We start from the raw sequence: 26,308 nt of genomic DNA on the forward strand, positions 1-26,308 counted from the left end.
GTGGACAAGTTTTCTTTCCGCCTGCGGAAAGCGGTAAGCTTGCCGAGTTGTTCGTATACGTCCCACATGCGACCCCCAGCCGGACCACAGGCTGTTCACCCGGTTGTCCCCAGGTCAACCGCCCATTTGTCCACAGGCCGCGCATGGTGAGGGACCACCGCCAAGGATGCTGCCGATGGATGCCACTACCCTGTTCCTGTACATGATTGCCGTTGGCGCCGTGGTGGTGACGCCCGGCCCGACGATGCTGCTGGCCCTGAGCAACGGAGCCACGCGCGGCATGCGGGTGGCAGCCTGTGGCATCGCCGGCGCGGCACTGGCGGACCTGATCCTGATCGGTGCGGTGGGTTGCGGGCTTGGCGCCGTGCTGCTGGCGTCCGAGCAGATGTTCGCGGTGATCAAGTGGATCGGTGCCGCGTACCTGCTCTATCTGGCGTGGGGGCTGTGGCGGGCGCCGGTGCAGGCGCTGACTGTCTCGTCCGGCGAGGCGTCAGTCAATGGCTGGGCGGCATTCCTGCGCGCATTGTTCGTGGCGCTGTCCAATCCGAAGACGCTGCTGTTCACGTCGGCCTTCGTGCCGCAGTTCATCCACCCGGACAAGCCGGTGGCGCTGCAATACACGATCCTGGCCGTGGTGGCCGCCATCCTGGACATCCTGATGATGATGATCTACGCCTTTGGCGGGCAGCACGCCATGCGGACGATGTCGGCGCGCGCCGTGCGCTGGGTCAACCGGGGCTGCGCCGGGATACTGGCGTTCCTGGCGGTGGGTCTGAGCCTGTACCGCCGCAGCGAGCTACGCTGAGCGGCGGCTCTCGCCGCTCACTCCGGTCACCCTTACCGGGTCCACATGGGTCATCACGTTGAGGACGTCGTTGCGCGCCATGGCACGACGCGCCGCCTCCGTGGCAATCGCGTGGCCTTGCTCGACGGTCAGGTCGGCCTGGATCTCCAGATGGACGTCCACCAGAATCATGTCGCCCATCTTGCGCGTCTTCAGGTCATGCAATCCGAGCACGCCCGGCGTCTCGAGCATGGCCGCGCGTAGCGCTGCCACAGTATCCTCGTCCGCGGCGCGGTCCATCAGGTCGCTCAGCGCGTCCCAGCCGAACTTCAGGCCCGTTCGCGACACCATCAAGCCGACCACGATCGCCGCCACGGGGTCGAGCACGTGATAGCCAAGCAGGTTGCCACCGACACCCAGCGCCACCACCAGTGACGATGCGGCATCGGATCGCGCGTGCCACGCGTTGGCCACGAGCATGCTCGACCGGATCCGTTCGGCCACGCGCAGCATGTAGCGGAACAGCAACTCCTTGGCCACCAGCGCGCCAAGCGCCATCCAGATCGCAATGGTCTGCACCGGTTGTACGCCGTTCGGGTGCTGGATCTTGCCGACGGCCGCCCACAGCATCCCGACACCCACCGCCAGCAGCAATGCGCCGATCGCCAGTGAGGCAGCAGTCTCGAAACGCTGGTGCCCGTACGGGTGATCGGTATCGGCATCCTTGCGGCTATGGTGTCCTGCAAACAACACCACGAAATCGGAAATCAGATCGGAAAGCGAATGGAGTGCATCCGCAACTAGCGCCTGTGAACCCGCAATGATCCCGATCACGGCTTGCGCAATGCTCAGTGCGATATTGACGTAGACACTGACCATCGTGCTGCGTCGGCCTGCCAGATGGCGTGCCCGCGCGGCTTCGTCGTGCTGGGCGACTTCAGGGGCCAGGGAATCGTCAGCGATGGAACTATCGCGCATGGTATTCAGGGAAAACGGGATCGAAATGGGGGTGAGCAATACGTGCATACGGTAGCACTTTTACATCACGGTGACAGTGGTCTGAAATGGTAAGCCATTAATCCAGGATTAATCCCGAAGATGCAAAGTGGATGCAGGTAAACCGCGTCGGGGTGAACGATGACAGCCAGTTGTGGCGCAACGCGCGTATGACGGCAATAATACGTCCACGCCTTTGTTTCAGGCCTGATGCAGTTCACGGTGTGCTCACAAGAATTCCGGTGATGCAGTGATGCTTGGTCGCGTGCGATAAGGGGCAGACATGAGTGCCATCTGGACCGCTGCAGTGGGACAGTTGATGGTGGAGGCCGCCACGGTCTACGCCGTTGTGGCTGCGTGTGTCAGCCGTAAGCGCCCTGCCCAGACCGCCACGCCATCACACCTGGCACCGGTCAGTGTGCTCAAGCCGCTTTGCGGGGCCGAACCCCATCTCTACGAAAACCTGGCCGGCCTGTGCCGGCAGGACTATCCCGACTACCAGCTTGTTTTCGGCGTTTGCGCCTATGACGATCCGGCGATCACGGTCGTGAACCTTCTGCGCACGGCATTCCCGGAACGCGACATCGTGCTGATCGTCGACGCGCGCACGCATGGGCGCAATCCGAAGGTCAGCAACCTGATCAATCTGTACCGCGCGGCGCGTCACGCCCATCTGGTGATCGCGGATAGCGACATCGCCGTGCCGCCCGACTACCTGCGCCGATTGGCAGGACCGCTTAGCGATCCGCATGTCGGTGTCGTCACATGCCTGTATCGGGGCCGCCCAGTCGACGGCATCTGGTCGCGGCTGGGTGCCGCCTTTATCAACGAATGGTTCGCGCCGTCGGTCCGCGTGGCCCACGCGGGCGGGTCGCGGCGCTTTGCCTTTGGCGCGACAATCGCGTTGCGCCGCGACACCCTCAACGCGATCGGCGGGTTTCGGGCGCTGGCGAACCGGCTGGCGGACGACTACTGGCTGGGCGAGCTGACCCGGCAATCGGGATGGAAGACCGTGCTGTCGGATGTCGTGGTGGAAACCGACGTCACCGAGACCAGCCTGCGCGCCCTGTGGCGCCATGAGCTGCGCTGGCTTCGCACGATCCGGTCCCTGAACGCGTCCGGCTTCTTCTTCACGTTCCTGACCTGCACCTGGCCGATGCTGGTGCTCGGCTGCCTGCTCGCGCCGCACCTTCCGGTGCTGGCCATCGCACTCGTCGGCGCGCTCGCGCGCAGCGTGATCGCCGGCAGCATCGGCGCTGCGCTACGCGCGCCACTGCGCGACGCATTGTTGCTGGTGGAATGGGCTGCCGCGCTCGGCGGTGGCCGTGTGCACTGGCGCGGCCACGTGATGACGACTACCGACGCGCCACCTACCCATTCCACAGCGCAGCCGGGCAACCGGCCTGCGTTGCCCAAGCCTCTTTATTCGACCACGCCTCACGCTCAGGATAGCCCCCGATGAAAACGCTCTTTCTTCAGGCCCCTTCGTACGACGGCTTTGACGGTGGCGCAGGATCACGCTACCAGGCCAAACGCGAGATCAAGTCGTTCTGGTATCCGACCTGGCTCGCACAGCCTGCCGCGCTGGTGCCGGACAGCCGTGTGCTCGATGCGCCGGCAGATGGGCTCGGCGTGGAACAGACGCTGAATATCGCGGTGGACTACGACCTTGTCATCATCCACACGAGCACGCCGTCCTTTCCGACCGATGCGCGCTTTGCAGAGCAGCTCAAGGAGCGGCGTCCGGACATCATGATCGGCATGGTCGGCGCCAAGGCTGCGGTGGATCCGGGCGGCACGCTCAGCGCCACCGAGGCGATTGATTTCGTCTGTCGCGAGGAATTCGACTACACGTGCCAGGACGTTGCCGCCGGCAAGCCCCTGGCAGGCATTGCCGGGCTCAGCTATCGCCTGCCCGATGGCACGATCGAACACAACCCGGCGCGTCCGATGATCGAGAACATGGACGAGTTGCCGTTCGTCGCCCCGGTCTACAAGCGCGACCTGAAGATCCAGAATTACTTCATCGGCTACCTGATGCACCCGTACGTGTCGATCTACACGGGGCGCGGATGCCGCTCTCGCTGCACGTTCTGCCTGTGGCCGCAGACGGTCGGCGGCCACCGGTATCGCACGCGATCCGCGCAGAGCGTGATCGACGAGGTGAAATGGATCAAGGAGAACATGCCGGAAGTGCGCGAAATCATGTTCGACGACGACACGTTCACCGACTTCAAGCCGCGTGTGGAAGAGATCGCTCGCGGGCTGGGCGAGATCGGCCTGCCCTGGTCGTGTAACGCCAAGGCCAACGTGCCCTACAACACGCTCAAGATCATGAAGGAGAACGGGCTGCGCCTGCTGCTGGTGGGCTACGAGTCGGGCGACGACCAGATTCTGCTCAACATCAAGAAAGGCCTGCGCACCGACATCGCGCGCCGCTTCACCGAGGATTGCCGCAAGCTCGGCATCCAGATCCACGGCACGTTCATCCTGGGCCTGCCCGGCGAGACGCGCGACACGATCGAGAAGACGATCGAGTACGCCAAGGAAATCAATCCGCACACGATCCAGGTCTCGCTGGCCGCGCCGTATCCCGGCACCACGCTCTACAAGCAGGCCGTGGACAACGGCTGGCTGGAGGAGAACAAGGTCATCCACCTGGTCAACGACAGCGGCGTGCAACTGGCCGCGATCAGCTATCCGCACCTGAGCCGCGAGGAGATCTATCACGGCGTGGAAACGTTCTACAAACGCTTCTATTTCCGGCCCAGCAAGATCTGGGAGATCGTGCGGGAAATGGCGGGTAGCTGGAACATGACCAAGCGCCGGCTGCGCGAAGGTGTGGAGTTCTTCCGCTTCCTCCGCTCGCACGAGGCCTGACCCGCATGACCCACGGCCAGTTGCTGATCGTCACCGCCGATGACTTCGGCCTTCACCACGACATCAACGAGGCCGTGGAGCGCGCGCACTGCCAGGGCATCCTGAACGCCGCCAGCCTGATGGTCAGCTCGCCGGCCGCCGCCGACGCGGTGGAACGCGCACGCCGGCTACCCGGGCTGCGCGTCGGCCTGCATCTGGTGCTGGCCGATGGCGTTGCCACGCTGCCGTACGACCAGATTCCGGATCTGGTTGACGCCAGCGGCCGCTTTGGCAGCGCGATGGTGCGGGACGGCTTCCGTTTCTTCTTCCTGCCGCGTGTGCGCGCGCAACTGGCTGCCGAGATCCGCGCGCAGTTCGAGGCTTTCGCCGCCACCGGCCTGCCGCTCGATCACGTCAACGCACACAAGCATTTCCATCTGCATCCGACCGTGCTGTCGTTGATCCTGAGCATCGGACGCGACTACGGCATGCGCGCCGTGCGACTACCGCGCGAGGCCGGTGGACCGCTGCTGCTGCGCCCCTGGCTCGCGCTGCTGCGCGCGCGCCTGCAACGCGCGGGCATTGCCTACAACGACTATGTGCTTGGGCTGTCCGACACGGGCGCAATGGACGAAGCCACGTTGCTGGCGGCGTTCGAACAACTGCCGCGCGGTGTGGTCGAGATGTATCTGCATCCCGCCGTGACATCGGGTGCCGAAGTGGGCGCATCGATGACCGGCTACCGGCACGCGGATGAACTCGCCGCGCTGCTCTCCCCGCGCGTGCGCGCCGCCGCGGACCGTTTTGCCCCGCGTCGCGGTGGCTTCACTGATCTTCACGCTGGACTTCGATGAAACGCTTCGCCCTGCTGGGTGCACTGGCTGGTTTGCTGATCCTGACGGTTGTCGTGGCCACGGAAGGCATTGCCGAAGTGGCACACATCCTCGAGCAGGCCGGATGGCCGCTGCTGTGGCTGGTGCCGATCCACCTCATCGCGCTCTGGTTTGACGCCTATGGCTGGCGCGTGCTGCTCGCGCCGGCCGATCCCGAGAAACGCGCTGGCACGGGCTTCCTGCTCTGGGTGGCGACGGTGCGCGAAGCCGTGACCCGGCTGCTGCCCACGGCCGGCATCGGCGGCGAACTCGTCGGTATCCGCCTCGCGTGGCGGCGCGTGCCAGATGGTACGGCGGTCTCGGCAAGCATCGTCATCGAGGTGATGGTGACGATGTTCTCGCACTACCTGTTCGCACTAGCCGGGGTGCTGCTGCTGATGTCGATCACGCAGGACAGCGACCACGGCCTGCTGGTGGCCATCGGCCTGCTGCTGTCACTGCCGATCCCCGCACTATTCGCCTACGCACTGCGCCACGGCGCATGGTTCACCCGACTCGAATCGTTCGCGCAGCGGATGCTCGGCGACGACCACAAGCTCGCCGCGCTGATCGACGGCGCCCGCCTCGACGCGCAGATTCGCGCGCTGTGCCGCCACTACGGCGTGCTGGTGCGCACGCTGATCTGGCAGATGACCGGGCTCGTCGTCGGCACGCTCGAAGTCTGGTGGGGACTATCGCTGCTCGGCCACCCGGTGGGCTTCGGCGAGGCATTGGCCATCGAAGCCCTGACACTCGCCGCACGCCAGGTGGCGTTCTTCATCCCGGCGGGGCTGGGGGTGCAGGAGGCGGTGATCGTGCTGCTGGGCACCAGCTTCGGCATCGACCCGCAGACCTCGCTCGCGCTCGCGCTGGTCAAGCGCGCGCGCGAAGTCCTGTTCGGGGTACCGGCGCTGTTGTCTTGGCAGTGGGTGGAGTGGCGGCAGATGCGGCGGCGGGTCGCCGGTTGAATCACCCGGCTGGCCGATGCACTGGGCGTCAATCCAGCGTCAGGCCCGATGTGCGAATCACAAGCCCCCATTTCTCCCGCTCCGCGGCCACGAACGCGGAGAACTTCTCCGGCGACTGTCCGCCCGGAATGCCGCCCATCTGCCGGAACTGGGAGATGAGGTCGGGGTCTCGCATGACCGCCGCCAGGGCCTGTTCGAGCGAAGCGATGACGGCAGGTGGCGCCTTCGCTGGCAGGAAGATGCCGATCCACGCTGTCGACGTGAAATTGGCGAAGCCAGCCTGCTCCATGGTGGGAACATCGGGCAACGACGGCGCTCTCTGCGAGGCAGCCACCGCCAGGGCACGCAGCTTGCCGGCACGGATGTACGGCAGCGCCTGCGTCAGATTGTCGAATTGAAACGTGGTCTCTCCTGCCAGCAACGCCGTGGTGGCCGGTGTCGATCCCTTGTAAGGCACATGGATGGCATCGGTGCTGGTGCGCATCCTGAACAGTTCGCCCACGAGGTGACTGGTCTGACCGATACCGGCAGAGCCGAAGGAGAGCTTGCCGGGATTCCGCTTCAACTGCTCGACCAGATCAGCCACGGTCCTCGCTGGCGACTGGGCGTTGACCACCAGCACGTTAGGAAAGGCAATGATGTCGGTGATCGCCGTCAGGTCCGATGGCTGGTAGGAGAGATGCTTGTACGCGCTGTAGTTGATGGCCTGCGGGCCGACGTTGCCGGCCAGAAGCGTATAGCCATCGGCAGGCGCGCGCAGCGCGGCTTGTGTGCCGATGATGCCGCCGCTGCCCGGACGATTGTCTACGACGATGGCCTGCCCCAGACGCGCGCCAAGCTTTTGCGCCAGCAGGCGAATCGGGATGTCGATCGTGCCGCCCGCCGCACCGGGCACGATGATGGTGACGGGCCGCGATGGCCAGGCGGCATCCGGCGCGCCGAAGCTTGCGGTGGCTGCCAACGCGATCAGACCACCAGCGAGCGCGCGTATCAGACGTCTTGAAGCATGGAATGCCCGCATATTCTTTGTCTCCTCCTGATCCATTGCACTGATGCGTCTCTGATCGGTCTCTGTCAGCGCACCGGCGCTGGCGGAACCGCATCCGCTGCGGCGGCGAAGCGACCCAGATGGGTATCGGCGCTGCCAAGCAGCAAATCGTTGCCGACAAGCCGTTTGCTGTAGTGGCTGATCGGCGTCTCATCCTGCAAGCCAACCGCGCCATGCAATTGCAGGACGTCGAACGCAATGGCGCGGCCAACCACGCCAGACAGGTGCTTCGCCGCGCAGATGCGGCGACGGCGCTCGGCAGGCGGCGCCGCATCCCAATCGGCCAGTACCCGCCTTGCAAGATGACGCGCACCGTTCCAGGCGCGGAAGTGGTCGGCCATGCGGTGTTGAACCACCTGCTGTTCCGCGAGCGTGCGGCCGAACTGCCTGCGCGTGCGCAGGTACTCCGCAGTGATGCCCAGCGCGCGCCGCATGGCGCCGATACTGTCGGCACACAAGGCCAGCGTGGCGAATGTCATGCCTATATCGAGCGCCGTCGCCGCCTGTTCGCCTTGGCCAAGCATGGAGCACGCGCTCAGCCGCACGTTGGTCAGCTGCACTTCCGCCGCGCCGCGGCCGTCATGAAAGCGATAGCCCTGCACGACGACGCCAGAGGCATCGGCCGGCAGATCGAACAGGCCGAGGCTGCCGTCGTCCAGCGTCGCGGCCACGATGAAGTGATGCGCATCGGTGCCGCCCATGACCATTGCATCGTCACCATTGAGCTGCCACTCGTCGCCGACACGCTGCGCGATCACGGTCGGTTGCGGCGTCTTCCCGACGCCTGGTTCCTTCCCGCATAGCACTGCGCAGCGCGCATCACCACCGGCCAATGCGGCCAGGCGCGCATCACGTGACGGGCCGACGGGGAGCGCAAGCAATATCTGCGTACCGAACACCGCGCTCCACGGCACGGGTTCCAGTACCAATGCCTCACCCAGCGTCTCCATCAGTGGGAGCAGATCCGTCATCGGCTGCCCCATGCCCCCTAGCGCCTCCGGTATGGTCAGGCTGGTGATGCCGAGCCCGGCCAGGCCTGACCACGCGGATGCACTGCACCCGCCTGGCGTGTGCATGGCCTGCTGCCTGAACTCGAAGCTGTAATGCTTGCTCAGCCACCGCCTCATCGTGTCGACCATCATGGCCTGTTCGTCGCCAAGATGGTCGTTGCGCGGCACGTCCAGTTCGGTCTGTCCGTCGAAGATCGCCTTGGCGATGATCTGTCGCTGAATTTCCGACGAACCGCCTGCCAACGAACTCCCGCGATAGCGCCACATGTGCAGTGTCTGATTGCCAGCGGACGCGGCATCGTCGGGCACACCAGGCGGCTGGCCATCGAGCGCTTCGGGATAGAGCCGCAGCGAGGCTGTGCCATGTGTATCCATCCGGAACAGATGAAGATCCTGCAGCAGCTGGATGCCCTCGAGCTTCAGCAGCGAAGCTTCAAGATCCGGCCGACCACCTTCGGCCGCCTGCTGGATCGCCGGCCACCACGCGGCTTCGAGCGCGCGCATACGAATTTCCAGTGCGGCATGGCGCCGCGCCGTCAGCGCAAACGCCATCTCCTGTTCGCCGCGCATGGCCGGATCGCCTTCGCCTGGCGGCGGGTGGAGCAGCGCAGCGGCCCTGGCCAGCTCCGCCTTGCACTCCGCCATGCGGGCCACGAACAGGCGTTCGATGACCAACAGGCCCTTGGCGATCGCCCATCCGCCATTGGGCTCGCCAACCAGATTGGCTGCCGGCACGCGCACATCGTCGAAGAACATCTGGACGTGGAAATGCGAGCCGTTGATATACCGGATCGGCCGCACTGTCACGCCGGGGGTGCGCAGGTCCACGAGCAGGATCGAGATGCCATCCTGCTTGCGCGATGCGGCCGGATCGGTACGCACCAGCAACAGCGCCCAGTTGGCCCAGTGGCCGAGGCTTTGCCAGATCTTGCTGCCGTTCACAATCCAGCAATCGCCCTCGCGACGGGCCGTGGTTCGCAGTGCAGCCAGATCCGATCCTGCGTCGGGCTCGGAGTAGCCCTGCGCCCAGAAGTCGTCGAACGACAACATGCCTGGCAGGAACCGCTTGCACTGCTCATCGGTGCCGTGTCGGATCAGCGTCGGGCCGATGGTATCGATGCCGAGGTTCTCGATGTAGGGCGCGTCGCTGGCCGCAAGTTCTTCCCGAAAGATGGCCTGCCGCACCAGCGACCACCCCGTGCCGCCGTGCTCGCGTGGCCAGCCGGGTGCTGCCCAGCCTTGGGCATGCAGGATGCGATGCCAACGCGCCGCCTGTTCCCGCGTGACCAGGCAGTGCGCGCGCGTGGCGGCGCGGATATCCGCCGGCACGGCATTCCTAAGAAAGGAGCGGATCTCGGCGCGGAATGCCTCGTCGCTGTCTTGCGCCCCATCTGATGTTCCAGGATCACGCATCGTCATGGTCTTCACGCTTGCCAGCGTGGCTTGCGTCGCTCCACGAATGCGGCGATGCCTTCCTGCGCGTCCTCGGTAGCAAAGATGTTCCCGAACGTTTCCACCGCGCCTGCCACGCCACGCCGGTAGTCGATGTCGTTAGCCCGCATGAATGCCTGCCGCCCCATCCGCATGATCTCGGGCGATTTCTGGCACAGGGAGCGCGCCAGCGCGCGAGCCTCCTCCATGACGCGCTGTTCTGGCACCACGCGGTTGACCAGCCCCAACGACATGGCTTCCGCCGCATCGAACGAACGCCCCGTGAACAGCAGATCGAAGGCACGATGCCGGCCGATGATGCGCGGCAGATGGGTGTAGTGAATCGCGGGTACCAGCCCGACATCGATCTCCGGATAGCCGAAGGTCGCGGTGTCAGCGGCAACGATCATGTCGCAGTGGATCGCCAGTGTCATGCCACCGCCCCGGGCGGTACCGCCGACGGCGGCGATCGACGGCTTGCCAAGATGGAACTGTGCCTCGCACAGCCCGCTATAGAGCTTCTCCACCAGTGCGTAGCCGCGCGATGGCGGCGCGTCGCGCAGGCTATCGAGTTGCAGCCCGGCACAGAACCGGCGTGGCACGGCGCTGGCCAGTATCACGGCGCGTACCGAGTCGTCCTCGGCTGCTCGGCGCAGCCCTTGCAGCAACGCGTCGATCATCGCCTCGTTCAGCGCGTTGACGGGAGGGCTATCAAGAAGGATCTCCGCGATGTTGTCGCGGACCTCGTAGGAAACGGATGTCATGGGGTTCCACTCATGCAGTGAGAGGGGCCGCGGCCGGCTGGGAATCAGCCTGCGGCAGGTTGGCGGTGGCGATCACGCCTCGCGCCTTGAAATCGGCAATAGCATCGGGGCCGTAGCCAGCCTCGCCGAGTACCTCGTCGGTGTGCTGGCCCAGCAGCGGCGGAGCGCGATGCGCACCACGTGGCGCCTCGCCAAAGCGGATCGGCAAGCCAACGTTGCGAACCTTGCCAAGCACGGGGTGATCGGATTCGACAATCAGTTCGCGTGCCGCAACCTGCTGATGCGCCAATGCGTCGCCGAGCGTGTGAATGGGAGAGCAAGCCACACCCGCCTTGCGCAATGCCTCGATCCAGTGCGCGACTGGCTGCAGCGCAATGCGCGCCTGCACCATCGCCACGGTTTCATCGAAATGCGCGACGCGCGCGGCATTGGTCGCGAACTTGGGTGCGTCGATGACATCGTCGAGTCCGGCGACCGGGCAAAAGCGCCGCCACTGGGCATCATTGCCAACGCCAATCATGATGGGGCCGTCCGATGCCTCGAATACCTGGTATGGCGCCATGGCGGGATGGGCGGTTCCCATTGGGCGCGGCAGCTTCCCGCTGCACCAGTAGTTCTGTGCCAGGTAGCTCATGAACCCCATGGCTGTGTCGAGCAACGACACCTCCAGGAACATGCCTCGCCCGGTCTTCTGTCTCTCGAGCAGGGCCGCCAGGATGCCGCTGAACGCGTGCATGCCCGTCCCCAGGTCTACCGGCGAGAAGCTGGCGCGCGCCAGCTTGCCACCCGCTTCGCCCATGGTGCTGACCATGCCGCTGAACGCCTGCAGCATCACGTCGTAACCAGGTTCCTGGCCTAGCGGGCCCGTTCTTCCGTATCCGGAAATCTCGCAGTAGATCAGCGACGGGTTCATGCCGGACAGCGTCTTGTAGTCCACGCCCAGCCGTGCGGCGGCACCGCTGCCGAAGCCCTGCAGGACCACGTCCGATTTTGCTGCCAACGTCTGCACGATCTGCCTGCCCTCGGCGGTCTTCAGATCGACAGCGAGGCTGCGCTTGTTGTGGTTGACCGCGAGGAAGGTCGCTGACTGGCCTCGGTCCTGCGGCAGCCATGCCCGTGTGTCGTCGCCACGGCCAACCGGTTCAACCTTGATGACTTCTGCGCCAAGCTCCCCCAGGTACTGGCCACACAAAGGACCGGCTAGCACCTTGCTCAGGTCGAGTACGCGGATACCGTTCAATGCAATCATGGATGTATGTCTAATGCTGATGCCGCTTCAAGGACTGCGACTGACCGCCGTCGGGCGGCCCGCGTTGCCGGTGCGCTCTATTCGGGCTTGATGCCTATGGAGCGTGCGAGGTCGGTCCAGCGCGCAGCATCCCGATTGACGAAATCCTGCACACTCGCCGGCGCCATGCGGAATGGCTCCGCGCCACGCGCCACCAGCGCGTCGCCGTAGGTGGCATCCTGCGTGCAGGCCGCCACGGCTTCGCGCAGCGCCTGCAGGACTGGTGCGGGCGTCTTGGCCGAGACCTGCAATGCGAGCCAGAATTTCAGGTCGAGCGCCGGGTAGCCCGACTCCTGTAGCGTCGGCACATCGGGCAGCAATGACGAGCGCGCTGCCGAGGTGATAGCCAGCGCCTTGAGCTTGCCCCCTCGAATCTGCCCGATGCAGGTGGTCATGCTGTCGAAGAGGAAGTCCACATTTCCGGCCATCACGTCGCTGCTTGCTGGCGCGCTTCCCTTGTAGGGCACGGCGACCGCGGTGAACCCCGCTTCCTTCTGGAGCAAGGCGCCATAGATATGCGGGGAGCTACCCGCCCCGTATGTGGCGTAGCTGAGATTGTTCGGACGCTGCCGGCCAAGACGAACCAGATCGGCCAGGTTGCTCACACCGAGCTTGGTGGGATGCACTACCAGCACATTCGGCACGGTGGCGATCACGCCAACCGCCGCCAGATCGCGCCTGGGCTGGAAACGCAGATCGGGGAACATCAGTGGGTTGACCGCGTGCATGCCAACCGTGTTGAGCAGGACCGAATAGCCATCGGCCTCGCTATCGAGCACGGTCTGCGTGCCGAGGTTGCCACCCGCGCCGGGCTTGTTTTCGACCACCACCGGTTGGCCAAGCTTCCGGGACAGTGGCATGGCGATCTGCCGAGCCACGAAATCCCCAGGCCCGCCTGCCGCGAACGGCACCACCAACCGGATCGGCCGCGCGGGCCATGTACTTGCCAGCAATGGCCGCGAAAGCAATGCGATCCCGGTACCCATCAGAAGCTTGCGGCGACTGATACCCATCGTGTCTCCTTTTTGTGGCCGACCCTGTGCTGTCCGGGTAATGCGGCCTGTGTGATGTCGCACTATTGCCCTCGGGCGCATATATGTCCAAGATATCTTTTTGATGTCGGCTATCGTGGCGGCATATACCCCTTGGATCATCGGCCGGACGCATGAGCAGGACGCGCCGGCAAGATCGGAGGACAGGAGACAACTGTGGGAATGCCAGTCGATTTGCGCGCGATGCAGTGTTTTCTTGCCGTGGCAGCGGCGGGATCCATCTCGCGTGCGGCAGAAACCCTTCACATCGCCCAGCCGGCCCTGAGCCTGCAAATCCGGCATCTGGAAGAGGCGCTCGGCGTCACGCTGTTCATGCGCAGCCACAAGGGCGTGGAGCCGACCGTGGCCGGCCAGCGCTTTGAGATCCACGCCCGGGACATCCTGAAGCGCCTCGACATCGCATGTGAGGACGTGCGCGACCTGATGGTCGATCCGGAAGGCAGTGTTGCCATCGGCCTACCGCAATCGATGGCCAAGATCCTGACCGTCCCGATCGTCCGCGAGGTGATCCGGCGATGGCCCAAGGTTCGCCTGCAGGTTATCGAACTCAGCACGGGCTACATCCCCGGCCATCTGCTATCCGGACATATCGACATCGGCCTGACGTTCCGGGCTCATGCCAATTCTGGCCTGCAGTTCGACCAGATCGTCGATGAGGACCTGGTGCTGGTGGGCCCGCCCGGGCAATTCGCCAACGGTCACACGCAGGCGCAGCCCTTGGCCGACACTGTCCGTCTGCGCGACCTGAATCAATACCCAATGATCCTGCCAGCCGGTGAGCACGGCCTACGCGCATTGCTGGATGGCTACCTGAGGACCCAGGGCGTCGACCTGCAGATCCTCGCGGAGGTCAACGCCATCCCGGAACTGATCGCACTGGCGTCTGCCGGCGTGGGATGCACCGTTCTTTCGTATGCGTCGGTGTGCGCCGAAGTGCGAAAGGGCCAACTCTCGGCCGCGCGCATCTGCCAGCCTGCCGTGTCGCGCCCGGTCTATCTATGCCGCTCTGCCACCATGCCCCTGTCTATCGCCGCGTCCGCCGTACTGGACCTGCTGACGGAGACCGTGCGAACCGTGCTTGACGATGGCAGTTGGCCGGCACGTATCGGGGAAGTCGCAGATTGACTCGGTACTGCCTGGCAGGGTGAGCCGTATCGTGTTTTTTCGATGCCGGAAAAAGAAAAAGGGGCTTGGCAATTTGCCAAGCCCCTTTGCATTTGGTGGACCGAAGGAGGATCGAACTCCCGACCTCTGCATTGCGAACGCAGCGCTCTCCCAGCTGAGCTATCGGCCCGTAGCGGATGATTGTAGCTGCCTTCAGGCGGCCTTTCAATCGCATTGGCGCAACCGTTGCGTCGATGTCAGGTGGTCGTTATTCCCGGGTTGCCGCTCATGCCGCGCACGGTCGGCAGGTTCAGTGGGCGAGCGCTGACTTCCTTGTTTGTCCGCAGCCACTGGGCCATCACATCCCAGATTGGCGCCCCACCCGCCTGGCGGGCTTCTTCTGATACCGGCGCCCAGCCGGCCACCTTGTAGGTCTTGCCGGTTTCCAGCGGCTTGCCGCCCAGCCGCATGTCGGTGATCCGCTTGCCGATCGGCTGGTTGGGGTCGATCGTGTATTGCAGCCCGCCCACGCGCACCATGTCGCCGCCCTGCTGGTAGTAGGGATCGGGGTTGAACAGGTTGTCGGCCACGTCCTCGAGGATGGTCTTGATGGTCTCGGCGGTCATCGGCGTCACCGTCGTGTACGGGTACGTGACGGCCGTCTGGTCCATCAGGGCTTCCATCGTGATGTTCTCGCCGGGCAGCAGCGTGGTGCCCCAGCGGAAACCGGGGGAGAACGCGATTTCGGCGTCCTGCACGGCCATCAGGCCGTCCAGGATGAGCTGGTCGAAGGTGCCGTTGAAGTTGCCGCGTCGGTACAGCAGGCCGCGGTTGATCGCCAGTACCTCGCTGAGCCTGGACTCGTACGGGGCACGTACCTTGGTGATCAGTGCCTCCATCGCGGGGTCGGCCGGCAGGTAGTCCGCAAAGACCGGCAGCAGTTTGTAGCGGAAATCGGCCACCTTGCCGTTGCGGACGTCGAAGTCGAGCACGCCGAGGAACTTGCCGTTGGAGCCCGCGTTGGTCACCAGCGTCACACCGCCCGAATTCCTGACCTGCACTGGCTTGGGCACGCCGTCATGCGTGTGGCCGCCGAGGATCGCGTCGAGGCCGCGCACCCGCGAGGCGAGCTTGAGGTCGACGTCCATGCCGTTGTGCGACAGCAGAACCACTACCTCCGCGCCCTTGGAACGCGCATCGTCGATCACCTGTTGGAGGTTTTCTTCCTGGATGCCGAAGGTCCAGTCCGGCACGAAGTAGCGCGGATTGGCGATCGGCGTGTACGGGAAGGCCTGCCCGATGATCGCTACGGCCACGCCGTTCATGTCGCGGATCACGTACGGGTCGAAGACCGGATCGCCGAAGTCGTTGGTCTTGATGTTCTGCGCCAGGAACGAGACGCGGCCCTTGAAGTCGTTGTCGACGATCTGCTTCACGCGCTCGGCGCCGAGCGTCATTTCCCAGTGCGGCGTCATCACGTCAACGCCCAGTTGCAGCGCCGCGTCGACCATGTCCTGGCCCTTGGTCCACAGCGCCGTGGCCGAGCCCTGCCAGGTATCGCCGCCATCGAGCAGCAACGCACCGGGCCGGCTGGCCTTCATGCGCTGGATCAGCGTAGAGAGATGGGAAAACCCGCCCACCTTGCCGTAGCGGCGCGCGGCTTCGGTGAAATCGAGGCTGGTGAACGCGTGCGCTTCGGGGGTGCCGGGGCGGATGCCGTACTCGCGCAGAAAGGCCTTGCCCACCAGATGCGGCGGCTTGCCTGCCCACTCCGCCACGCCGAGGTTCACACTGGGTTCGCGAAAATGCACCGGGCGCAGTTGTGCGTGGCAATCGGTGAAGTGCAGCAGGTGGACGTTGCCGAAGCGCGGCACGTCGTAGAACTGTTGCGCGGCGCGCGCGGCCTGTGCGTCGCCGCCCGGGAAAGCCATGCCGCCGGCGCCGGCCACCGCCAGCACCTGCAGGAACTCGCGTCGATTCATACTGATTTCCGTCCGAGTCGTGCGCGCTCAGCGTTTGCCATAGCGCGCCAGGGCGGCGACGTCATCGTCGAGCATCTCGCCCACTTCCTTCTGCACCACGCGGCCCTGCCCGTCCAGCACGTACAGTTCCGGCAGCCCCTTGCGCTTGCCGAAGGCGTGGCGCAGGGCATCGGAATCCATCGTCGCGGGGAAGGTGTAGCCGCGCTGTTTCAGGTACGCCACTGCTTCATGCGGGTGCTTGTCGATGCTGATCGTCAGCACCTGCAGCGGTGTGCCGCGCGTCTTGTCGTACAGGGCCTGCAGGCGCGGGTTCTGCAGCGCGCAGAACGGACACCACGATGCCCAGATCTCGACGACCAGCGGCTTGCCGGCCCACTGCGAGGCAGGTACGGTGCGGCCGTCGAGCAGCTTCACGTCGGGCAGGTGGATCACGTCGCCGACTTCCGCGGCCTGAGCCAACTGCGCTGCCGCGCCAAACGCCGCGACCAGCGCGAGCATCCATGCGACCACGCCGCGCCGAGCCCGCATCATGCGCCCCTTACTGATTGACCGGCGATGCCGGATCGAGCAACAGCGCCATCACGTCGCGGATCTGCTGCTCGGTCAGGATGCCCTTGTGGCCGAAGCGCGGCATGTTGGAGCAGGCGCTGAACGCGTTCGAATCCCAGATCTTGCCCCACGTGTAGCGAACCACTTCCTGCGAGTTGCCGCGCAGCTTTCCGTACTGGTAGAGCGACGGCCCGATATTGCCGAACGAGATCTCGGCCTTGGTCAGCTGGTGGCAGGCGTAGCAGTTGCCGCCGTTGGTGCCGCCCACCGCGTCGGTGAACTGCATGCCCCGGCCGTTCTGCGCGATCTTCTCGCCTTCCTTCCAGTCGCCGAGCCAGTTGTTGTCAGCGGGATACTTCACCTGCTTCAGCTCGGCGGCTTCCACCTTCTTCGCCACGGCGGCCGGCACCTTGCTGCGATCTGGGTACTGGCTGCACGCCTTCTGCGTGGCGTCCTGGTTCAGCACACCCTCGACCGTGGCGGGTCCCTTGGACGTGAAGGACGATTCGATCATCTGGCGCACGTCGGCGTCGGTGACCTTTGTGGTCGCGCCCTTCGTCGTACCCTTTGCCGCCGTCTGCGCCAGCGCCTGCGTGCCGGCAGCCGAGAGCGCCACCATGGCGACCAGCGCCATCGTATGGAGTTTGTTCATGTCGTGGTCTCCTAGCGCTTCATGTTCGGGCCGTCGTACGTGCCGCCGTTGGCGTTCTTCGCCAGGAACATCGTCAGGGCGGTAATCACGTCGGAACCATAGGCCGGTTCGGGGAAGCGCTGCTGGCGCAGGCAGTCGTAAAGTCGGTGCTGCATCGTGCGGACCTCGCCCTGCGAGACGCGGTAGGCGGGCCACGTGGTGTACGCGGCCTCGGCACCCTTCGACGTCAGCAGGTTCGGGAGGTCTTGCAGGCGGATGCGCTGGCCATCCACGGCATGGCAGGTGGCGCAGGCGAAGTCATATGCGCCGCCGCGATAGAAGAACATCTTCTCGCCCAGCGCGTAGACCCGCTTTTCCTCGGGGTGCGTGAGCTGGACGTTCATCTTCACGCCGCGCGACTCGCCGGTCAGGTAGGCAGCCAGGCGTTCGATGTCGGACGGCTTGCCCTGCGACGAGAACGGGTTCTTCGTCGCTTCTTCCTGTGTCAGGCCCTGCAACGTCACGCGGCAGTAAGCCAGGCGCTGCTCCAGGTCCATGACCTTGTTGGTGTCCTTGAAGTAGCGCGGCAGTTCGGCGTAAGCGCCCTTGGTCACGCCCGGGCCCTTGCCCAGGTCGCACTGTTCGAGCGAGACGTTCTTCGGGCCGGCCGGCTTTTTCCACAGTTCCTCGCCGGCGGCTTCCCATAGTTCCGCGGGATTGCCTTCGGCCAGCATCTGACGGTACTTGGCGAGTTCTTCGGCGGTGCTGCCCTGCGCCAGCGCGGGCGCGGAGAGCGTGGTGGCGATCGCCGTGACGGCGGCGGCCACGGCCAGAACGGCAGGAGCGGCGCGGTAGGTGCGGCGGGGACTGCGGCGGGTATTGCTGCGGGTATTGCGCGGGGAAACCATCGGGGCGTTCTCCTCGCCATCTCGCCACATGGTCGGGCGGCGGACGGCTTGCTATGCGGGTCCGGCCCAGGGGCTCATGGCCGGACTTCCGGAAATCGCGCTCGGCGCTCGCGCTTGCAGCGGCGAACGCCTCGCGGACACATCAGGGCTTGAGGTAAGCGTAGCCTTCGTTGAACTGCAGGCGTGCCACTTCCACCACACCGGCGGGCACCACCTTGGCATCCATCAGCAGGTTCTGCTCGGAAATGTGGCGGGCGGCAAGCGTGTTGTGGCAAACGCGAAACTCCACGCCCGACGACGCCAGCGCAGCCACCGGGGCTTCGAACGTGTTGCCGCGCGAATCCTTGGCGCCTTCCACCAGGAAGTCGATGCCGTAGCCAAACGCTACGACGACGATCTTCGTATCCGGCGCGGCGTTCAGGTGATTGCGCAGATTGGCCATGGCACGCACGGCCTGATCGATGCCCTCTGACAACTGATAGACGACCTTGACGCGGCCCTTGCCCAGGATAGGCATGGACGCCTTCTCCTGTGCCGCTGCCTTGGCGGTGAGGCCGATGGCGGCCAGCGCCGCCGTGGCCCGAAAGAATGCTCGCCGCATGGTGCTTCCTCGCTTCGCCCTGGTCAGGCGATGGTGGCTTCGTCGGTACGCTTGTCGCCGCGGTTGTCGACCCAGGTCACAGTGACCTTGTCGCCCTTGGCACCGCCCTTGAACTTGAAATTCAGGAACGGATCCTTCGATACGGCCGGGCCGAACTGGGCGTGGAACACTTCCTTGCCCTTGCACGTGGCGATCACGGTCTGGATATGCCAGGCCGGAATCGTCTTGCCGGAAGCGTCCTTGCGCTGGCCGGTCTCCATGTCGTGCTTCATCAGAATCTTGACGTCAACCACGCCGCCGTTTTCGGTGGCGCGAACGCGCATCGGGTCTGCCATGTGCTTCTCCTGTCAGCAGTAATCTGGAAATCTGGTCCGTGTTCTCGTCTGAACGATGGGGCGTCAGCCGCCGCAGCCGCCCAGCGTGACCTTGATTTCCTTCGATGCCACGTACCACTTGCCGCCGGCCTTGACCGCGGCGTGGACGACCGAGGTCTGGCCCATCTTCACGCGCGTGGAGACGAACGGCTCGGTGCCGGCCGGAATCGTGAAATCGGCGGCCAGCGTGTTCGGGTTCTTTTCCACCAGGATAGCGATCTGCTCGGTATCGGGGATGTTGCTGGTCACGGCCACCGGCACCACGGCACCGTTCTCGGCGATGTCAGGTGCGATGAAGGTGATGGCCGAGCTCTTCTCGGTACCGCTGCCGCCCAGCGCCTTGATCACGTCGGCCACGCTCTTGCCGTCGAAGGCCGTCTTGTTCCACTCCGCGGCCTGCGCCTCGCTGATCAGGCCGGTGGCGGCCATCAGCGACAGCACAGCGGTCATCCGTAGCACGTCTCGTCGTTTCGCATTCATGTTGCTGTATTTCCTGTACTTGCCTTGCTTACCCGGTTTCCCTGGAAGCCGTTTCAAAATGATTCTGGCGCTCGCTCCACTGTCTGCAGCCGCGTGGCTGGCCAGAACTGCTTCGCTTCATTCTGAAACGACTTCTTGCGAACAGTGCGCCGGCATTGCTTTGGTATTTCGCCGGTCATCACGATGGATGTCCTACCGCCAGAAATGGCACGGGCCGCCGGAACATCGGACGGCCCGCGCGGACGTCGCGGCGCTTACTTGGCCGGGGCGCCAGCCAGCACCCACTCCACGACCGTCTTCAGGTCGGCATCGCTGACAGCGGCGTTAGCCGGCATCGGCACCGGACCCCAGACGCCCGAACCACCGTTCTTGACCTTCGCGGTCAGCTTCGCCAGGGCGGTCTTGTCGCCCTTGTACTTGGCTGCCACGTCCTTGTACGCCGGGCCGACCAGCTTCTTGTCGACCTGGTGGCAGCCCATGCAGGCGTTCTTGTTGGCGATTTCCTGGGCCTTGGCGGCATCCACGGCGTGCGCGGATGCGGCGGCGGCCAGGAGAGCGGCGGCGATGACAAACTGCTTCATGTTGTTGTGCTCCAAACTGATTGAGCCGTGGGGACGGCAAGGACGCGCTTGGGGGGGCGATCCCGCGGCGCGGCACGCGCTGGCCGCCGTTGGGCGGGCCTTCTTTCGGGCCTCTGGGCCTCCGGGCCTCTCGGGTGATCGGTGAGAGCGTCTCGGGCGGGTTGCGGCCAGTCCGCTATTTTGCCTCAAGATGCGGCAACGATACGGATTCGCACGTGATATCCATATGCGCAAAAATGCGGGAACGGCGGCTAAATATACGGGTTAACCCTCGAAATCATCGCCCAGCGAGCATCCGACCGGCCCACAGCCGCCCGCCGAACACGTTGAGTAGCAGTCCGGCCATTACCACCAGGGCGCCAGCCCATTGTGTCAGCGCCAATGCTTCGCCCAGCAGCAGGTGTGCGGAGACCAGGCCGACCACCGGCACCAGCAGCGTCAGCGGCGCCACCTTGCTGGCCGCGTAGCGCGTCAGCAGGCGGCCCCACATCGTGTAGCCGAACAGCGTGGCGCAGAACGCCAGGTAGCAGACCGCGAACACACCCATGCCGGAGATATTGGTCAGCGCCTGCGTCATCCGGGCCGGGCCCTCGAACCAGAGCGACAGCAGCGCGAACGGCACGATCGGGATCAGCGCGCCCCACACCACCAGGCCCAGCAGATCCACCGGCCCAATCTTCTTGCTGACGATGTTGCCCGTGGCCCAGCACAGGGCGGCGCACAGCGTCAGCAGGAAGCCGGCCAGCGTCATGCCGCCCGGGCCGTGAGCGGCGCCGCTGCCGATCAGGGCGAGCCCGCAGGCGGCGATGGCCATGCCAGCGATGTTGTGCCAGCGCACCGGCTCGCCAAGCCAGAACCCGGCGATGGCCACGGTGAAGAACACCTGCGACTGCAGCACCAGCGATGCCAGCCCCGCCGGCATCCCGACGGCCATCGCGTAGAACAGGAACACGAACTGCCCAAGGCTGATGGTGGCGCCGTAGGCCACCAGCATCCGCAGCGGAATGCGTGGCCGAGGGATAAAGAAAACAGCCGGAAACGCCACCAGGCAGAAGCGCAGCGCGCCCAGCAGCATTGGCGGCACGCCGACGAGGCCGACCTTGATGACGACGAAATTGACGCCCCAGACCACGATGATGGCCAGGGCAAGCAGACGGTCTTTGGCTTGCATGATCGAAGAGGGATCGCCGCATCCCTGGGGGCGGGATGACCGGCACGGCTAGCGTATCAGCCCGTGGCGGCGCGGCGTTGCACGATCCTGCGGTTTTGCGGCGTGTAGGGTGAGCGGGGCGTGTGGGGCAGCCGGCACTCTGTCAGTGAGTCAGGCGCCCAGCATGTCGGCCCAGATGCTGTGGGCCCAGGCAAGTCCGTACTCACCTTCCCGCCTGCTTGGCGCGACGGACAGCCCGCCGGACCCCGGCACGGTCAGCATGGTTTTCTCGCCGGCATCGTAGCGATGCACGCTGGCCACGTGGATGGCCTCGTTCGACGACGTGAAGCTGTAGCAGGTGTTGGTGTAGACCGGCTCCGGGTCCGGATCCTGACCGGCCAGCAGCCGCAGGATCGCGGCGGCGGCCACCTTGCCGTGCTGATTGGCCATCGTGCCGGACTTGGGCATCAGCGGCGCGATCTGGACGGCGTCGCCAAGGACGTGGATGTCAGGCGCCACGGTCGACGCCATGGTCAGGAAGTCGACCTCGCACCAGCGGCCGTTGGCCGTCGCCAGACCGCTGGCCACGGCGATGGCGCCGGCGCGCTGCGGTGGCAGCAGGTTGATGACGTCGGCCCGCTCGTCGTCCTGCACGTCAAAGCGGATCGTGCGTGTGGCCGGATCGACATCGACGGTCTCGAACTGCGGCCGGTACTCGATCATCCCCTTGTAGCGTGTCTCCCAGACCTTGCGGAACAACGCGCCCTTCGACGTGATGTCCGGGTTCGCGTCGAGCACGAGCACCTTGCTGCGCGGCTTGTGTTGCTTGAGATAGTCGGCAACCAGGCAGGCCCGCTCGTACGGCCCGGGTGGGCAACGATACGGCGCCAGCGGGATCGTGATCGCGAACGTACCGCCATCGGGCATCGCCGCGAGCTGGCGGCGCAGCACGTCGGTCTGCGGACCGGCCTTCCAGGCGTGCACGATCTGATCCCCGCCAGGACGTGCCAGACCTGGGATCGCGCTGGACTGCATCTCCACGCCGGGGGACAGGATCAGGCGGTCATACGGCAGCGTCCCTCCGCCCGCCACCCGGACAGTGCGTGCCGCCGGGTCGATCGCCGTGACCGTGTCGCGCACGTGCTTCACGCCGTGACGACTCACCAGCGTGTCGTAGGGCAGCGTGATGTCGGCCATCTGGCGATAGCCGGCGACAACGAGATTCGACAGCGGGCAGGACACAAACGCCTCGTCGGGCTCGATCAGCGTGACGTCGACAGCACCGTGACTCCAGGTGCGCAGGTAGCGTGCGGCCGTGGCACCGCCAAAGCCACCGCCGACCACCACGACCTTCGCTGCGGTTGCTGCGCGCGCCTGACGCGGCGTCAACATGCCGAGCGTGGTGGCCGCGACACCGGCCAGGGCGGCCTGTAGGACAGAGCGTCTTTGCATGGGCTATTTCTGGTCGGCGAACCACGCGGCCATCGCGAGGATCTGCGCGTCGCTATAGCCCTTGGCGATTTGCGGCATCACGGTCCCGGAGCGCTTGCCGTTCTTGAAATTGAACATCAGCTCGACGAGATCGGCCTGCTGCCGGCCCGCCAGTCGCGGAATCGGACCGTCCGCGGGCGGCTTGCCGTCCGTGCCGTGGCAGACCGCGCAGGACGCGGCGAGATTGCGCGCCTGCATCGTGCGGGCCGCCTGCGCCTCCACGGTCAGCTTGCCGGCTTCGGCCGGCCCGGCGGGTGCCGAAGCCGGCTGCGCGAGCGCCAGCGACGGCGCCACGCAGAAACCCGCCACGACGCCCCTCAGGTACCGCGGCGCGAGCGTCATGTCGCTTACGGCAGGTTGCGGCCCGGCGGCAGCGCCACCGGCGACGAGACCGGCGCGGCCACAGGGCTCGTGGTCGCGCCACCGGACGTGCCCATCGACGCGGGCGCGTCGGAGTTCACGGGGGCGTTGGGTGCGCTACCCGGCACCGACTGGACCGGCGCCGGCGTACCCACCGCTTCGCTGCCGGTGTTGCCGTTCTGCGAGCTACCCAATGCATCCAGACGGGCGCGCTCGGATTCGCTGATGTAGTCGAACGCCTTGACCACCTTCTGCACGCCGCTGGAGTTGCGGGCCACGTCCGTGGCCTTGTCGCCTTCGGCATTGGTCACGATGCCCAGCAGATAGACCACGCCCTTATCCGTCGTAACCTTGATCGAATTGGCGGGAACGCCCTCGGCGGTCACCATCAGCGTCTTGACCTTGCTGGTCAGGTACGCGTCATTGCTGCGCGTCATGAAGCCCGGCGAGGCCGTGACCTGGAGTTCGTTCACCACGTCACGCGTGTTCTGCAGGCCGCGCACGTACTGTTCGACCTGCTGCTTGACGTCGGCATTGCTGACTTCGCCCACCAGCAGCACCTTGCGGTTGAACACCGCCGCCTCCACGCGGGCCTTGTCGCCGCTGAAGCGCGAGCTCAGCGTGCTGTCGATTTCCATCTGCAGGCCACGGTCGATCGTCTGCGTGCCCGTGGGCCGGCGGTCGGTGGCCATCACCACGCCGGTACCGACCGCGCCGGCCAGCACCGGGAAGCAGCCGGCGAGCTGCGTGGCCGACACGATCAGTGCGGCCACGGTGACGGCCGTGCGTGCGATACGGGCCGGGGAAGTCTTCTTCTGGTTAGTCTTGGTCACGTTCGTCATGCGGTCCTTTGCAGGAAATCAGGTTGCAGCGGTTTGCAGGGCGGTTGCGCGGCTGTGGATATCACTGTGGATGACGCCGCAAAACCTGTGGATACGTTGTGGGCAGGCCTGTGAATAACCCGGGATAACTCGCGGGCGTCCACTGGCGTGGTCCTTATGCCTCACCCAGCAGTGCCTCGTCGATACCGTCGCAGAGGCAATGCAGTGTCAGCAGATGCACTTCCTGGATCCGCGCGGTCCGATCGCTCGGCACGCACAGGTCAATGTCGAATTCGTCCAGCACCGTGGCGATCTTGCCGCCACCCTTGCCGGTCAGCGCCACCACGCTCATGTCGCGCTGGTGCGCGGCGTGGATGGCCGCGATCACGTTGGCCGAATTGCCCGAAGTGGAGAGCGCCAGCAGGATGTCGCCGGGCTGGCCCAGGGCTTCCACCTGCTTGGAGAACACCACCGAAAAATCGTAGTCGTTGCCAATCGCCGTCAGGATCGAACTGTCCGTGGTCAGGGCGATGGCCGCCAGGCCCGGGCGCTCGCGCTCGAACCGGCCAACCAGTTCGGCCGCGAAATGCTGGGCGTCCGCGGCCGAGCCGCCGTTGCCGCAGGCCAGGATCTTGTTGCCGCTGGTCAGGGCCGCGACCATCCGCTCCACGGCGGCGTCAATGTGAGGCGCCATCAGCGTGGCGGCCATCCGCTTGGTCTCGGCACTGTCCAGGAATTGCTGCTCGATACTTTCAATACTCATGGCTTGATGACTTCTGCACAATCCCGCGCATTATGACGCAGGCCCCTCGCCGCCGCCCTCGGAATCCAGCGCCCCGAGGTCGAACGCGTTCCGCAGCCATTCGAGCCGGCCCGGGTCCAGCGCCACCACGTCCACCCGGCATGGCGGCAGCCGGTCCAGCGTGGCAAGGTAATGACTGGCCGCGCGCAGCACGCGCCGCTGCTTGGTCAGCGTAATGCTTGCCGCCGCGCCGCCAAACCCGCGTCCGCCGCGCTTGCGCACCTCGACGAAAACCAGCGTATCGTCAGCAGCGCGCATGATCAGGTCAATCTCGCCGCCTTTGCAGCGATAATTGCGTTCGACCGCCACCAGACCCTGCCGCTGCAGGTAGGCAAGCGCGCGATCCTCGGCCAGCGCGCCTTGCCGCGTCGTGGACGATGCCGGCCGCGCCGGCAACGCGGATGGCGTGGTGGTTTTGAATGAGCGAATCAACGGAAGTTCTCCAAGCATGAGTGACTGGACCCTGCTGGCAAGCGGTCAGACCTACCCACCGGGCACGCTGTACGTGGTGGCCACGCCGATCGGCAACGTCGCCGACCTGTCCCTGCGCGCGCTGCACGTGCTCGGCCTGGCCGACGCAATCGCCTGTGAAGACACGCGCAACACCGGGCAACTGCTGACCCGCGTGGGGCTGCAGCGGCCGCTGGTCGCCGTGCACGAGCACAACGAGCGCGAGGCCGCCGTCCGTATCGTGGAACGCCTGCGGGCCGGGGAACGGATCGCCTATGTGTCCGATGCCGGCACGCCGGGTATTTCTGACCCGGGCGCTCGGCTGGTGGAAGCCGTGCGCGCGGCCGGACTCGGCGTGGTGCCGTTGCCGGGGCCGAGCGCCGCGGTCACGGCGCTGTCCGTCGCAGGCGACATGCTCGAGGCTGGCGAAGGCCGTTTCACGTTTGTCGGATTCCTGCCGGGCAAGCCCAAGGCCCGCGCGGACGAGATCGCCCGGCTGGCTGTGCTCGACCACGCCTGGGTCCTTTACGAAGCACCGCACCGCATTGCCGACACGCTGGCCGCGCTGGCGGCCGCCCTGCCCGGCACGCGCCGCCTGCTGATCGGGCGCGAACTGACCAAGCTGTTCGAGGAGACGCCCGTCCTGACCGTGGCGGAAGCCCCAGCCTGGCTTGCGAGCGAAGCTGCGCGCGGCAAGGGCGAGTTCGTGCTGGTCGTGGAAGGTGTGCGTCGGGCGGAAGCGGGCGATGAAGATGCGCCCGATGCGGAAGCGGTGCGCGTGCTGAAGCTGCTGCTGGCCGAGCTGCCAGCCAAGCGCGCAGCCAAACTGGCGGCCGCGATCACCGGCGCGAAGACGGATGCGCTCTACCAGCTCGCGCTCGCGCAGCGTGCTGAGTGAGAAAAATCTGAATTGGGAGGGGGGCTGCAGGCGGGCGGTTGAGCGGGGAGCGAG

27 protein-coding genes and 1 tRNA gene are annotated in these 26,308 nt (G+C 65.6%); 7 read left to right on the plus strand and 21 right to left on the minus strand.

The features are described 5' to 3' along the window. Positions 1–175 precede the first annotated feature (175 nt). Positions 176–805, plus strand: coding sequence for a LysE family translocator (locus WD006_RS17730; protein ID WP_017516035.1), 630 nt, complete (start codon positions 176–178; stop codon positions 803–805). Here WD006_RS17730 and WD006_RS17735 read toward each other — a convergent pair. After that, positions 797–1,762: a cation diffusion facilitator family transporter gene (locus WD006_RS17735; protein WP_029306879.1), complete on the minus strand. Its 966-nt coding sequence runs from the start codon at positions 1,760–1,762 to the stop codon at positions 797–799. The genes WD006_RS17730 and WD006_RS17735 overlap by 9 nt on opposite strands. 301 nt (positions 1,763–2,063) lie before the next feature. Here WD006_RS17735 and hpnI point away from each other — a divergent pair, with 301 nt between their 5' ends. From hpnI to WD006_RS17755, 4 genes are read left to right on the plus strand one after another with little or no spacing between them, the layout of a single operon-like run. After that, positions 2,064–3,242: a bacteriohopanetetrol glucosamine biosynthesis glycosyltransferase HpnI gene (gene hpnI / locus WD006_RS17740; protein ID WP_029306878.1), complete on the plus strand. Its 1,179-nt coding sequence runs from the start codon at positions 2,064–2,066 to the stop codon at positions 3,240–3,242. Further along, complete coding sequence (gene hpnJ, locus WD006_RS17745) at positions 3,239–4,660, plus strand: hopanoid biosynthesis associated radical SAM protein HpnJ (RefSeq protein ID WP_011517844.1); 1,422 nt, start codon at positions 3,239–3,241, stop codon at positions 4,658–4,660. The genes hpnI and hpnJ overlap by 4 nt, the downstream gene beginning before the upstream one ends. 5 nt (positions 4,661–4,665) lie before the next feature. Continuing rightward, complete coding sequence (hpnK, locus tag WD006_RS17750; RefSeq protein ID WP_011517845.1) at positions 4,666–5,493, plus strand: hopanoid biosynthesis-associated protein HpnK; 828 nt, start codon at positions 4,666–4,668, stop codon at positions 5,491–5,493. Then, a complete protein-coding gene (locus tag WD006_RS17755; protein WP_011517846.1) occupies positions 5,490–6,479 on the plus strand; it encodes a lysylphosphatidylglycerol synthase domain-containing protein in 990 nt (329 codons plus the stop codon). Before hpnK ends, WD006_RS17755 begins: the two co-directional genes overlap by 4 nt. A gap of 28 nt (positions 6,480–6,507) precedes the next feature. Here WD006_RS17755 and WD006_RS17760 read toward each other — a convergent pair whose 3' ends face one another. The 5 genes from WD006_RS17760 to WD006_RS17780 all read right to left on the minus strand — a co-directional run bounded on the left by WD006_RS17760 (position 6,508) and on the right by WD006_RS17780 (position 13,033). Continuing rightward, a complete protein-coding gene (locus tag WD006_RS17760; RefSeq protein WP_011517847.1) occupies positions 6,508–7,500 on the minus strand; it encodes a Bug family tripartite tricarboxylate transporter substrate binding protein in 993 nt (330 codons plus the stop codon). Between the two features lie 53 nt (positions 7,501–7,553). Further along, entirely contained in the window at positions 7,554–9,950 is a 2,397-nt protein-coding gene (locus WD006_RS17765) for an acyl-CoA dehydrogenase family protein (RefSeq protein WP_375199038.1), read from the minus strand. Between the two features lie 11 nt (positions 9,951–9,961). Then, positions 9,962–10,732, minus strand: a complete 771-nt coding sequence (locus WD006_RS17770) for an enoyl-CoA hydratase/isomerase family protein (protein WP_011517849.1) — start codon at positions 10,730–10,732, stop codon at positions 9,962–9,964. Between the two features lie 10 nt (positions 10,733–10,742). Beyond that, a complete protein-coding gene (locus WD006_RS17775; RefSeq protein ID WP_011517850.1) occupies positions 10,743–11,981 on the minus strand; it encodes a CaiB/BaiF CoA transferase family protein in 1,239 nt (412 codons plus the stop codon). Positions 11,982–12,058: 77 nt separating this feature from the next. Then, the gene (locus WD006_RS17780) at positions 12,059–13,033 is read right to left on the minus strand and encodes a Bug family tripartite tricarboxylate transporter substrate binding protein (RefSeq protein ID WP_011517851.1); all 975 of its coding nucleotides are present in this window, start codon (positions 13,031–13,033) and stop codon (positions 12,059–12,061) included. Positions 13,034–13,234: 201 nt separating this feature from the next. Here WD006_RS17780 and WD006_RS17785 point away from each other — a divergent pair, with 201 nt between their 5' ends. Beyond that, positions 13,235–14,197 carry a LysR family transcriptional regulator gene (locus tag WD006_RS17785; RefSeq protein WP_011517852.1) on the plus strand — a complete coding sequence of 321 codons (963 nt, stop codon included), beginning with the start codon at positions 13,235–13,237 and terminating at the stop codon, positions 14,195–14,197. 93 nt (positions 14,198–14,290) lie between these two features. Here the strand turns inward: WD006_RS17785 and WD006_RS17790 are convergent. The 15 genes from WD006_RS17790 to WD006_RS17860 form a co-directional block, all read right to left on the minus strand. Then, a tRNA-Ala gene (locus WD006_RS17790) sits at positions 14,291–14,366 on the minus strand. A gap of 67 nt (positions 14,367–14,433) precedes the next feature. Continuing rightward, complete coding sequence (gene soxB / locus WD006_RS17795; RefSeq protein ID WP_011517853.1) at positions 14,434–16,158, minus strand: thiosulfohydrolase SoxB; 1,725 nt, start codon at positions 16,156–16,158, stop codon at positions 14,434–14,436. A 27-nt stretch (positions 16,159–16,185) separates the two neighbouring features. Then, entirely contained in the window at positions 16,186–16,686 is a 501-nt protein-coding gene (locus tag WD006_RS17800) for a TlpA disulfide reductase family protein (RefSeq protein WP_011517854.1), read from the minus strand. A 10-nt stretch (positions 16,687–16,696) separates the two neighbouring features. After that, positions 16,697–17,359, minus strand: a complete 663-nt coding sequence (gene soxX / locus WD006_RS17805) for a sulfur oxidation c-type cytochrome SoxX (protein WP_011517855.1) — start codon at positions 17,357–17,359, stop codon at positions 16,697–16,699. A gap of 11 nt (positions 17,360–17,370) precedes the next feature. Continuing rightward, the gene (gene soxA, locus WD006_RS17810; protein WP_011517856.1) at positions 17,371–18,246 is read right to left on the minus strand and encodes a sulfur oxidation c-type cytochrome SoxA; all 876 of its coding nucleotides are present in this window, start codon (positions 18,244–18,246) and stop codon (positions 17,371–17,373) included. Between the two features lie 142 nt (positions 18,247–18,388). Further along, a complete protein-coding gene (locus WD006_RS17815; protein WP_011517857.1) occupies positions 18,389–18,847 on the minus strand; it encodes a DsrE family protein in 459 nt (152 codons plus the stop codon). A 23-nt stretch (positions 18,848–18,870) separates the two neighbouring features. Continuing rightward, on the minus strand, positions 18,871–19,182 hold the full coding sequence (soxZ, locus tag WD006_RS17820; RefSeq protein ID WP_008646443.1) for a thiosulfate oxidation carrier complex protein SoxZ: 312 nt from the start codon (positions 19,180–19,182) through the stop codon (positions 18,871–18,873). Positions 19,183–19,245: 63 nt separating this feature from the next. Then, entirely contained in the window at positions 19,246–19,701 is a 456-nt protein-coding gene (gene soxY, locus WD006_RS17825; protein ID WP_011517858.1) for a thiosulfate oxidation carrier protein SoxY, read from the minus strand. Between the two features lie 254 nt (positions 19,702–19,955). After that, positions 19,956–20,282 (minus strand): c-type cytochrome, encoded by a 327-nt coding sequence (locus tag WD006_RS17830; RefSeq protein WP_008646439.1) that lies wholly within the window; start codon positions 20,280–20,282, stop codon positions 19,956–19,958. Positions 20,283–20,559: 277 nt separating this feature from the next. Continuing rightward, on the minus strand, positions 20,560–21,453 hold the full coding sequence (locus WD006_RS17835; protein WP_011517859.1) for an O-acetylserine/cysteine exporter: 894 nt from the start codon (positions 21,451–21,453) through the stop codon (positions 20,560–20,562). 150 nt (positions 21,454–21,603) lie between these two features. Next, positions 21,604–22,884: an NAD(P)/FAD-dependent oxidoreductase gene (locus tag WD006_RS17840; protein WP_011517860.1), complete on the minus strand. Its 1,281-nt coding sequence runs from the start codon at positions 22,882–22,884 to the stop codon at positions 21,604–21,606. 3 nt (positions 22,885–22,887) lie between these two features. Beyond that, positions 22,888–23,265 carry a c-type cytochrome gene (locus tag WD006_RS17845; protein WP_011517861.1) on the minus strand — a complete coding sequence of 126 codons (378 nt, stop codon included), beginning with the start codon at positions 23,263–23,265 and terminating at the stop codon, positions 22,888–22,890. Between the two features lie 5 nt (positions 23,266–23,270). After that, positions 23,271–24,125: a BON domain-containing protein gene (locus tag WD006_RS17850; RefSeq protein ID WP_011517862.1), complete on the minus strand. Its 855-nt coding sequence runs from the start codon at positions 24,123–24,125 to the stop codon at positions 23,271–23,273. 154 nt (positions 24,126–24,279) lie between these two features. Further along, positions 24,280–24,867, minus strand: a complete 588-nt coding sequence (locus WD006_RS17855; protein WP_008646124.1) for a phosphoheptose isomerase — start codon at positions 24,865–24,867, stop codon at positions 24,280–24,282. A 30-nt stretch (positions 24,868–24,897) separates the two neighbouring features. Continuing rightward, the gene (locus WD006_RS17860) at positions 24,898–25,338 is read right to left on the minus strand and encodes a YraN family protein (RefSeq protein WP_049799762.1); all 441 of its coding nucleotides are present in this window, start codon (positions 25,336–25,338) and stop codon (positions 24,898–24,900) included. A 16-nt stretch (positions 25,339–25,354) separates the two neighbouring features. On the opposite strand from WD006_RS17860, the gene rsmI reads away from it, so the two are divergent. After that, entirely contained in the window at positions 25,355–26,254 is a 900-nt protein-coding gene (rsmI, locus tag WD006_RS17865; protein WP_011517864.1) for a 16S rRNA (cytidine(1402)-2'-O)-methyltransferase, read from the plus strand. Positions 26,255–26,308 lie beyond the last annotated feature (54 nt).

It is taken from the genome of Cupriavidus sp. Met-2 (assembly GCF_049843575.1).
Taxonomy (GTDB): domain Bacteria; phylum Pseudomonadota; class Gammaproteobacteria; order Burkholderiales; family Burkholderiaceae; genus Cupriavidus; species Cupriavidus metallidurans.

Coding starts and splice junctions, on each gene's coding strand:
- WD006_RS17840 (WP_011517860.1), bottom strand. CDS start 22,884: ATGCAAAGACGCTCTGTCCTACAGGCCGCCCTGGCCGGTGTCGCGGCC.
- WD006_RS17800 (WP_011517854.1), bottom strand. CDS start 16,686: ATGCGGGCTCGGCGCGGCGTGGTCGCATGGATGCTCGCGCTGGTCGCG.
- WD006_RS17760 (WP_011517847.1), bottom strand. CDS start 7,500: ATGCGGGCATTCCATGCTTCAAGACGTCTGATACGCGCGCTCGCTGGT.
- WD006_RS17755 (WP_011517846.1), top strand. CDS start 5,490: ATGAAACGCTTCGCCCTGCTGGGTGCACTGGCTGGTTTGCTGATCCTG.
- WD006_RS17765 (WP_375199038.1), bottom strand. CDS start 9,950: ATGCGTGATCCTGGAACATCAGATGGGGCGCAAGACAGCGACGAGGCA.
- WD006_RS17850 (WP_011517862.1), bottom strand. CDS start 24,125: ATGACGAACGTGACCAAGACTAACCAGAAGAAGACTTCCCCGGCCCGT.
- WD006_RS17830 (WP_008646439.1), bottom strand. CDS start 20,282: ATGAAGCAGTTTGTCATCGCCGCCGCTCTCCTGGCCGCCGCCGCATCC.
- soxA (WP_011517856.1), bottom strand. CDS start 18,246: ATGGTTTCCCCGCGCAATACCCGCAGCAATACCCGCCGCAGTCCCCGC.
- hpnK (WP_011517845.1), top strand. CDS start 4,666: ATGACCCACGGCCAGTTGCTGATCGTCACCGCCGATGACTTCGGCCTT.
- WD006_RS17775 (WP_011517850.1), bottom strand. CDS start 11,981: ATGATTGCATTGAACGGTATCCGCGTACTCGACCTGAGCAAGGTGCTA.
- hpnI (WP_029306878.1), top strand. CDS start 2,064: ATGAGTGCCATCTGGACCGCTGCAGTGGGACAGTTGATGGTGGAGGCC.
- WD006_RS17815 (WP_011517857.1), bottom strand. CDS start 18,847: ATGCGGCGAGCATTCTTTCGGGCCACGGCGGCGCTGGCCGCCATCGGC.
- WD006_RS17855 (WP_008646124.1), bottom strand. CDS start 24,867: ATGAGTATTGAAAGTATCGAGCAGCAATTCCTGGACAGTGCCGAGACC.
- WD006_RS17785 (WP_011517852.1), top strand. CDS start 13,235: ATGCCAGTCGATTTGCGCGCGATGCAGTGTTTTCTTGCCGTGGCAGCG.
- WD006_RS17730 (WP_017516035.1), top strand. CDS start 176: ATGGATGCCACTACCCTGTTCCTGTACATGATTGCCGTTGGCGCCGTG.
- hpnJ (WP_011517844.1), top strand. CDS start 3,239: ATGAAAACGCTCTTTCTTCAGGCCCCTTCGTACGACGGCTTTGACGGT.
- soxB (WP_011517853.1), bottom strand. CDS start 16,158: ATGAATCGACGCGAGTTCCTGCAGGTGCTGGCGGTGGCCGGCGCCGGC.
- WD006_RS17735 (WP_029306879.1), bottom strand. CDS start 1,762: ATGCGCGATAGTTCCATCGCTGACGATTCCCTGGCCCCTGAAGTCGCC.
- WD006_RS17780 (WP_011517851.1), bottom strand. CDS start 13,033: ATGGGTATCAGTCGCCGCAAGCTTCTGATGGGTACCGGGATCGCATTG.
- rsmI (WP_011517864.1), top strand. CDS start 25,355: ATGAGTGACTGGACCCTGCTGGCAAGCGGTCAGACCTACCCACCGGGC.
- WD006_RS17770 (WP_011517849.1), bottom strand. CDS start 10,732: ATGACATCCGTTTCCTACGAGGTCCGCGACAACATCGCGGAGATCCTT.
- WD006_RS17845 (WP_011517861.1), bottom strand. CDS start 23,265: ATGACGCTCGCGCCGCGGTACCTGAGGGGCGTCGTGGCGGGTTTCTGC.
- WD006_RS17835 (WP_011517859.1), bottom strand. CDS start 21,453: ATGCAAGCCAAAGACCGTCTGCTTGCCCTGGCCATCATCGTGGTCTGG.
- soxX (WP_011517855.1), bottom strand. CDS start 17,359: ATGAACAAACTCCATACGATGGCGCTGGTCGCCATGGTGGCGCTCTCG.
- soxZ (WP_008646443.1), bottom strand. CDS start 19,182: ATGGCAGACCCGATGCGCGTTCGCGCCACCGAAAACGGCGGCGTGGTT.
- soxY (WP_011517858.1), bottom strand. CDS start 19,701: ATGAATGCGAAACGACGAGACGTGCTACGGATGACCGCTGTGCTGTCG.